This window comes from Streptomyces laculatispora (assembly GCF_017353455.1).
Classification (GTDB): Bacteria; Actinomycetota; Actinomycetes; order Streptomycetales; family Streptomycetaceae; genus Streptomyces; species Streptomyces laculatispora.
The window spans coordinates 1-6,724 of sequence record NZ_JAFMPZ010000421.1 but is presented as its reverse complement, the minus strand read 5'-3'; the positions used below and the strand labels follow the sequence as shown (position 1 = coordinate 6,724).

General features: G+C 69.3%; 5 protein-coding genes and 2 pseudogenes. 5 read left to right on the top strand and 2 right to left on the bottom strand.

Annotated features, from left to right (window positions below):
• Nucleotides 1-183 precede the first annotated feature (183 nt).
• From J1C73_RS21130 to J1C73_RS21120, 3 genes are all read left to right on the top strand, one after another.
• Nucleotides 184-1,149 (top strand): MBL fold metallo-hydrolase, encoded by a 966-nt coding sequence (locus J1C73_RS21130; RefSeq protein ID WP_207317794.1) that lies wholly within the window; start codon nt 184-186, stop codon nt 1,147-1,149.
• Nucleotides 1,150-1,310: 161 nt separating this feature from the next.
• On the top strand, nt 1,311-1,688 hold the full coding sequence (locus J1C73_RS21125; protein WP_207317793.1) for a hypothetical protein: 378 nt from the start codon (nt 1,311-1,313) through the stop codon (nt 1,686-1,688).
• 339 nt (nt 1,689-2,027) lie between these two features.
• The gene (locus tag J1C73_RS21120) at nt 2,028-2,654 is read left to right on the top strand and encodes a YciI family protein (RefSeq protein ID WP_207317792.1); all 627 of its coding nucleotides are present in this window, start codon (nt 2,028-2,030) and stop codon (nt 2,652-2,654) included.
• On the opposite strand, the gene J1C73_RS21115 is transcribed toward J1C73_RS21120, so the two are convergent.
• Together J1C73_RS21115 and J1C73_RS21110 are read right to left on the bottom strand one after the other, a co-directional pair.
• Entirely contained in the window at nt 2,621-4,174 is a 1,554-nt protein-coding gene (locus tag J1C73_RS21115; protein ID WP_207317795.1) for a hypothetical protein, read from the bottom strand. The genes J1C73_RS21120 and J1C73_RS21115 overlap by 34 nt on opposite strands.
• A gap of 489 nt (nt 4,175-4,663) precedes the next feature.
• A complete protein-coding gene (locus tag J1C73_RS21110; RefSeq protein ID WP_207317791.1) occupies nt 4,664-5,284 on the bottom strand; it encodes a fasciclin domain-containing protein in 621 nt (206 codons plus the stop codon).
• Nucleotides 5,285-5,724: 440 nt separating this feature from the next.
• Between J1C73_RS21110 and J1C73_RS21105 the strand changes: the two are divergent.
• A pseudogene (locus tag J1C73_RS21105) lies at nt 5,725-6,180 on the top strand (hypothetical protein); the annotation flags it as partial.
• Between the two features lie 93 nt (nt 6,181-6,273).
• A pseudogene (locus J1C73_RS35070) lies at nt 6,274-6,724 on the top strand (hypothetical protein); the annotation flags it as partial.

Genomic DNA, 6,724 nt, shown 5'->3' with positions numbered 1-6,724 from the left:
CGGCAGACGGCGAGGCCGCCGTGAAGTAGCGGACGTGTCGCCGGTCGTCGGCGTGTGCGTCCGGGGCGGCGCCCTGGACCTCGGCGGCGTCCCTCGCCAGGTACGAGGCCAGGATCGCGCGCCACTGCGCCTTGATCACGGCGGCCTCGCCGTCTGCCGACACGGACCTGGGGGACAGCACCGATGACCACTGGCAACACGGTCGACCCGATCGACTTCACCCGCAACGCGCCGGTGACCGGCAGCCTCGACGTGCACTGGAACCACGGCGCGCGCTCCAAGGCCGACGGCGCCGAGCCGCTCATCCAGGTGCACGCCTACGACGAGCACACCTTCGTCCTGCGCCAGAGCAAGACCGTCAACTACGAGGCGCCCTTCATCTACCTGCTCTTCGGCAACGAGCGGGCCCTGCTGCTGGACACCGGGGCCACCGCCGACCCGGCCCGCTTCCCGCTGCGGGCCACCGTCGACGAGTTGGTGGACGCCTGGCTGCGCGAGCACCCGCGCCCGGGCTACGAGCTGGTCGTGGCCCACACGCACGGGCATGGCGATCACGTCGCCGCCGACGCCCAGTTCGCCGACCGGCCCCGGACCACGGTGGTGGCCCGGGAACTGGAGGCGGTCCAGCAGTTCTTCGGCTTCACCTCCTGGCCGCGGGAGACCATCGACTTCGACCTCGGCGGCCGAGTCCTGGAGGTGATCGGTTCGCCGGGCCACCACCGGGCGGCCGTGACGATCCACGACCCGTGGACGGGCGTACTGCTCACCGGCGACACCGTCTACCCGGGCCGGCTCTACGCCTTCGACTTCGCGGAGTTCACCGCGACCCTTGAGCGACTGGTGGACTTCACGCGGACCCGGCCGGTGACTCACGTCCTGGGCTGCCACATCGAGCTCACCGCCCGTCCGGGCGTGGACTTCCCGCTCGGCGCGCGCTACCAACCAGACGAGCGCGAGCTGCAGATGACGGTTAGTCATCTGATCGCGGTGCGGGACGCGGCTCACGCGGTCGCCGACCGACCCGGGGTGCACACCTTCGACGACTTCATCCTCTTCAACGGGCCGTGCGCCGGTGCGCAGCTCCGTCTGACGGCCCGCGGCCTGGTCCACAAGGCGCACCGCGCCCTCTCGGGGGCCTTCCGTCGGTGACGGGCCAGTCAACGCGCCCGCGCGCACGAGACGTCACCGGGTGCCACAAGGCGCCCGCGGAATAGCCCAGCGGCGGGGGCCGGGTCCAGTACATCTGTCGCGAGCAGAGACGTGGGATTGTGGGCATCAGCTCCTCGGACACGCGGCGGCCGGTCGGCGGGTTGTCCGGCGACGAACGGGATGGCACCCTCGATCCCGTCTTCCACTCCGGCGGCAACCTGCTGACCGCCACCACTGAATCCGGTGACGTCCTGGTCGCGGACATCGGCAACCCCCGCCAGAGCCACGTCGCCGCCAAGATCTCCGACCTCAAGGAGAAGCTGGCGACTCTCTCCTTCAGCCCTGACGGCCATCTGGCCGTGATCGCCCGTGGCACAACGGCCCAGATCTGGGACCTGGCCTCTCTCCCGGCCCTCAGCGCCAACCCCATCGGCATGGCGTGCAAGCTGGCGGGCCAAGGGTTCAACCGCGAGACGGGGGCGAAGTACGCCCCGGGGCTGCCTTACCGGGACAGCTGCCGCGGACACGGCACCTCCTGATGCCGCCGGACGGTGGTGCTCGAATCGCTGCGGGCTCCGCCTGCACGGAGGCCCACCCCCCCCACCTGCTGCCAACAGACCGCCGTCGAACTCGGCCCGGCAGCCCTCTCTGAACCACCCGGGCTACCCGCAACCTCACCGCCGCCTTCGAGAGGCTGCGAGTCGACCGTCGGCTCGAATAGGCCCTCACTCACGGCGCCGACCCGCTGTACTTCGGCGTCGACGAGAAGAAGCAACCGCTGTGCGGAGTCGGTACCCGTGCTTCTGGATGAGGCTGCCGAGCAGCCATCGCAGTGAAACCCGCTCGACCTGATACCTCCCAGACGAAATCCATTGGGCATGGAGTTCCTCTGCTGCCACCGCGACCGACCCGGTTCCCTGGCGCAGCGTGTTGAGCTGCTGGAAGAGCATTGGTCCTACATGGACCGGTACACGAAGGAGATGATCGCCCGGGGCCCGACCCTCGCCGATGACGGCGACACACCCACCGGCAGCGTGCACATCGTCGACCTGCCTCATCCCGCCGCTGCCCGCGCGTTCGCCTCCGACGAGCCCGGCTACCAGGCGGGCGTCTGCCGGGACGTGTTGCTGCGACGGTGGCGCAACACGTTGGGGCGCACCATGTGGGACTTCCCGGGCGGCCGGAGCGGCGGCAACCGGTACCTGGTGTTCGGCCTCGGCACGGGCCGGGCCGCCGTCCTCGCGGTGCCGCCCGACCGGGACGAGCTGATCGCCTACGGGCCGCTGCTGTCCGACGAGGGCGCCATCTGGCTGGGCACGGCAGCCTTGGTCCGGGCGCCGGACCCCGAAACGGCACGCGCCATCCTGACCCCGGATCTTGGACGCCGTTCTCCTGGAACGTCAAAATCCAAGTCTCTCCGGTGTCCAAAATCCGAGCGTTTAGGGCCCAGTTGTCCGTACCGCCCCGACGTTCAGCCGCAGCCGTTCAGTCTTGGGAGGCGATAGGCAGAGCCGAGCTGGTAGTCACCTCGTCCGGGGGCCGTGAGCCGAGTCCAGGCACCAGCGCGTTCGACGCACGCACCTGGTGCGCTGAGCCAAGGGGAGTAGGCGATTCGTACAATGGTTGACCCTGGCGACGGCATGTGTACGACCAGGCCGGCTTCGTTGGTATGGAGGGCAGTTGCCGGAGCGGACACCAGTGGTTCGGGTTCTTGCAGGCGGTAGATGACCCAGCCGTTGTCTCGCCATACGCGCTTGAGCCAGCCCGGTGGGTTCTTGACCAGGTTGGCTTCGGCGAGGCCGGCGTCGTCGGGGCGGCCGGCTGCCACGACGACCAGGCCCACTGCCCAACGATCCAGCCAGGCACGGTACTTCGCGGCGCTGAATGTACCGTCGTAGAAGAGGTGGCCACGCTCGACGTCGAGCTGGCGGTTCCAGCCGCGTGCCATATTGACGTGCGGGGCGAGAAGGTATGCCTCGCGGTGGTTACCGGTGGGGACGGCCTCGACGCGAGTGCGGTCCGCGTGCAGTCGGGCGAGCGCGGCGATCACCCCGTCGGTGTGTTCGGCCCACGACGGCAAGGGGCTGGAGGCAGTCACATCGTCGTATGTGTTACTGATCATCCAGGCTGCGCAGGTGGCCAGCATGGCCGCCAGTACGGCGTGGGGGAGGGCGTGACGCGGCGCGCGGATCGGGAGGTGGGTCAACAACGCCGCAAGGAGAACAGGGGGTCCTGCGAGTATGGCCAGCCGGTCGACGTTCGCGCCCATCGGCGACGCGAGGGAGAACGTTGCAAGGACGCCGACGGCGTAGGCGACCGCGCCGCAGCGCACGAGGCGCCATCCGTGAGGCGCAGCGCACCACAGGGCCGCGCAGAGGGTCAGTGGAACCCACAGCTTGTCCCTGGGCATGGGCTGTTCGCCGTAGAAGGGGAACAGCAGTGTGACCGCGCCGGTCAGCACGATCGGCGGAGCGATGAGTGAGGCCGCCTTCGCCCACTGCCGGTCCAGCAGATACGCGGCACCGGCCACAGTGAGGAAGACGCCGGCGACCGGACTTGCACACGCGCTGAGAGCGGCCAGCACCGCGCACGTCACCATCGCCACACGTCTATGCGAGATTTGGAGTGCGAGAAGTGCCAGTAGCCCGACGGCCGCGCCCAGCGCGAACGTGGTCCGTCCGGATGCCACGTTGCACCACACAGCCAGCGCTCCCAGCAGCGCGGCCCATAGTGCGCCCCGGACCTTCGCCCGGAAAAACAAGGCCGCTAGAGCCCACGTCCCGGCGAGCCCGGCTGCCACGGACACAGTCCTGACACCGAACGTCGCCATCGCCACCGGGGCGAGGACGCTGTAGTTGAAGATGTCTATGCCGCCGTGCCACGACAGGTTGTAAGCGGATCCGGGGTGGCGCGCCATGAACCCGGCCCACGCCAGCTGAGCCGCGAGATCGCCTCCTCCGGTAGCGAAAAGCGCCGCCCACAGACCGTAGAGGGGGATTGCGACGGCGGTTACGGCGAGAGGCACGCGCCACTTGGAGATGGAGGGATCGGCCGCGACCGGGTTGCAGGGCCCGCCCAGGTGGCCGGCCTCGCCGCCCGCCCTTCCACTCCCGTACTCGGCGGTAGCGTTCTCCGCCGTGGGGCTGGTAGCCAAGGGGTACCCGGAACCATACTCGAGCCTGTGATCGAGCGCCGGTTCGCGTCCTGACGCCTTGTTTCCGATGTGCACCGACACGAGGCTAAGGGTCGTCCCGCAGTACTTGGTGGATCAGCGCGCGGCGTTGCATGCGGTGCATCACAGCGGAGGGATCCGCACACTGGATGTATGCGGATGTTCCGGCAACGCGGCGAGGTGCCGGCTGCGTCGCGCGCCCGCCAGGGATTACGGGACAGCCCTCAGGGCGTCGTGCAGAGCACGCCGTTTGCTGCGAGTCCCCTCGTCCTGCCGAGACGGCGCCCCTCTCCATCGTGTGGATGGCGGTGGCACCGTCTCGGGGGTCCGGGTTCTGTTCGATCACTTGGGCGGCATCAGGACGGTGTCTACCAGGTAGACGGTGGCGTTGGCGGTGGGGATGTTGCCGCAGACGATGTGGGCGGTGTTGTTGACCTTGAAGGTGGTCCCCGAGCCGGAGGTGGTGAGTTTGGAGCCTTCCTTGGTGGTGAACGACCCGTTGGGGAGCTGGGCGGGCGTGATGTGCTGGTTCACCACGTGGTAGGTGAGGGCCTTCTTCAGCTGCGTGGGGTTGTTCACCAGAGTGTTGCGCTGCGAGGCGGACAGCTTCTGCCAGGCGGCGTTGGTCGGTGCGAACAGCGTGATGTTCTTCGCTGTGTTGAGCGTGTTGGCGATCTTGGCGCGGTTGACGTAGGAGACCAGTTGGCTCAACTGGGGGTTGCCGGTGGCGGCGGCGATGACCTGCTGCTTGGCCATGACGGCTGCGCTGCCGGCGCCGGTCTTGGGCAGGGACGAGCAGCCGGATCCGAAGATCTCCGTTGTGCTTGTGCCGGTGGCCGAAGGGCTCGGTGAGGGTGAGCCGGTCTGCGCTTGGGCCTGGGTGCTCAGGCCTGTCAGGCTCAGGGGAGCGGCCATTGCGGCCGCCGCCAGCGCTGTCAGTGCACGTACTCGCGGAGTGGGCATGGAATCAAGCCTCTCGTTCCAGGTCCGCGCCGAAGGACCGTGTGCCCGTTGTCTCCGGCACGACACGGCCACCAAAGCGGCTCGAACGTGGTCGTATCGGGGCGAATCTTCCTCCTAGATGAAGGTAACGCGCAGTCCTGGCAGGCGCATGCGCGGCGACCTGGACTGCGGTTTCGCGCCCAGGCACCCCAGCCGCGGTCACCGAGGAAACTCCCAGGAACACCTGGATGCGTCCTTGAAAGTGGTCCAGTGGGCCTGATCCGGGGGTCGTCCCAGCGGCCGGGTTGGTGCCGGCATGGACGAACGGGGTCAGCAACCCGGCCGGACCATCGACCGGGCTGTGTGGAGAGACGTGCTGCACCTGCCGGGGCGATGAAGATCGCTACCGCGATCAGGTCCAGCGCCCCCGGCCGCCCCGCACCTGACTTGCCGCCGCACGCTTCGCCGACAAGGCGGGGCCGTTCGCCGGACTCGCCCTCTCCGCCGGACTCGCCCTCTCCGCCGGGCTCGGCCGGCTCGCCGCGCTGATCTGCGTCGACGTGGTCGTCTCGCCGACCGGCACGGGCCTGATCTACACCACCGCCACCTCCCGGGTGTCGTACGGCCTCTCCCGCAACGGCTATGTGCCCGCGGTCTTCGAACGGACCAATGCGCGCGGCCTGGGCTTGATCTCCTGGCAGGGCGGCTACTGCAGCGGCGGGCCGGCCGCGTCGGTATCCTGCGGCGCGACCGGCGCCCTGCCCCTGTGGTGCGACATGGCGATCATTGCGCTGTTCAGTCTGCTGATTTACTACTGGGCGTAGTCGGTCCGGCTCCCGGACGAGGAGACCCAGGAGTACATCGGGTCGGTCGATGTACCCGCCGCCCGGCCGCTGACCGGGACCGCGCACGGTCCCGGTATTCCCGTACGCGTGTACCCCCCGTGGTCGTCGGCCTGCCCCCGGCTCTTGGCCGAGCTCTGGCCCACCGCCCTTCCCGTGTCCTCGGGGATGGTGTGCGCACTCGCTTCGGGCCTGCTGCTTGGGCACGGCCTCCGTTCTCCAGGCCATCGCCGCACGTGCCGTGGAGACCGGCTCCGGCTCCGGCGTCGACCCGGTGCTGCTGTTGCGCGCTCTGCGCCGGTGGCGCTCTGTCGCCGGTCTCGCGTTCCTCCTCCAGATCGTCGCCTTGCGGTCGATGCCCCTGCATGCGCCTCGCTCGCGGCCAGTCCCGCTGTCACCGCCGTGGTCGCCGCCCGGCTCCTCGACGTCGGGATGACCGTCGCCGAATGGGCCGGAGGCCATGGTGTGCGCGGGGCTGGCGATGATCGTCCTCGCCTCCGGAGCGCAGGGAGAGCGTGCCGGACCAGCTGCCCTGCGCTGGTCCCTGCTCGGCGCCTTCCTCGTCGTGCTCCTCGCCGGGCGGCTTGCGGACCGGCCGCGCGCCCGGCTGCTGGTCTTG

What these genes read in the sequence shown, in the direction of transcription:
- J1C73_RS21130 (WP_207317794.1), top strand. Translation starts at nt 184, where the DNA reads ATGACCACTGGCAACACGGTCGACCCGATCGACTTCACCCGCAACGCG.
- J1C73_RS21120 (WP_207317792.1), top strand. Translation starts at nt 2,028, where the DNA reads ATGGAGTTCCTCTGCTGCCACCGCGACCGACCCGGTTCCCTGGCGCAG.
- J1C73_RS21110 (WP_207317791.1), bottom strand. Translation starts at nt 5,284, where the DNA reads ATGCCCACTCCGCGAGTACGTGCACTGACAGCGCTGGCGGCGGCCGCA.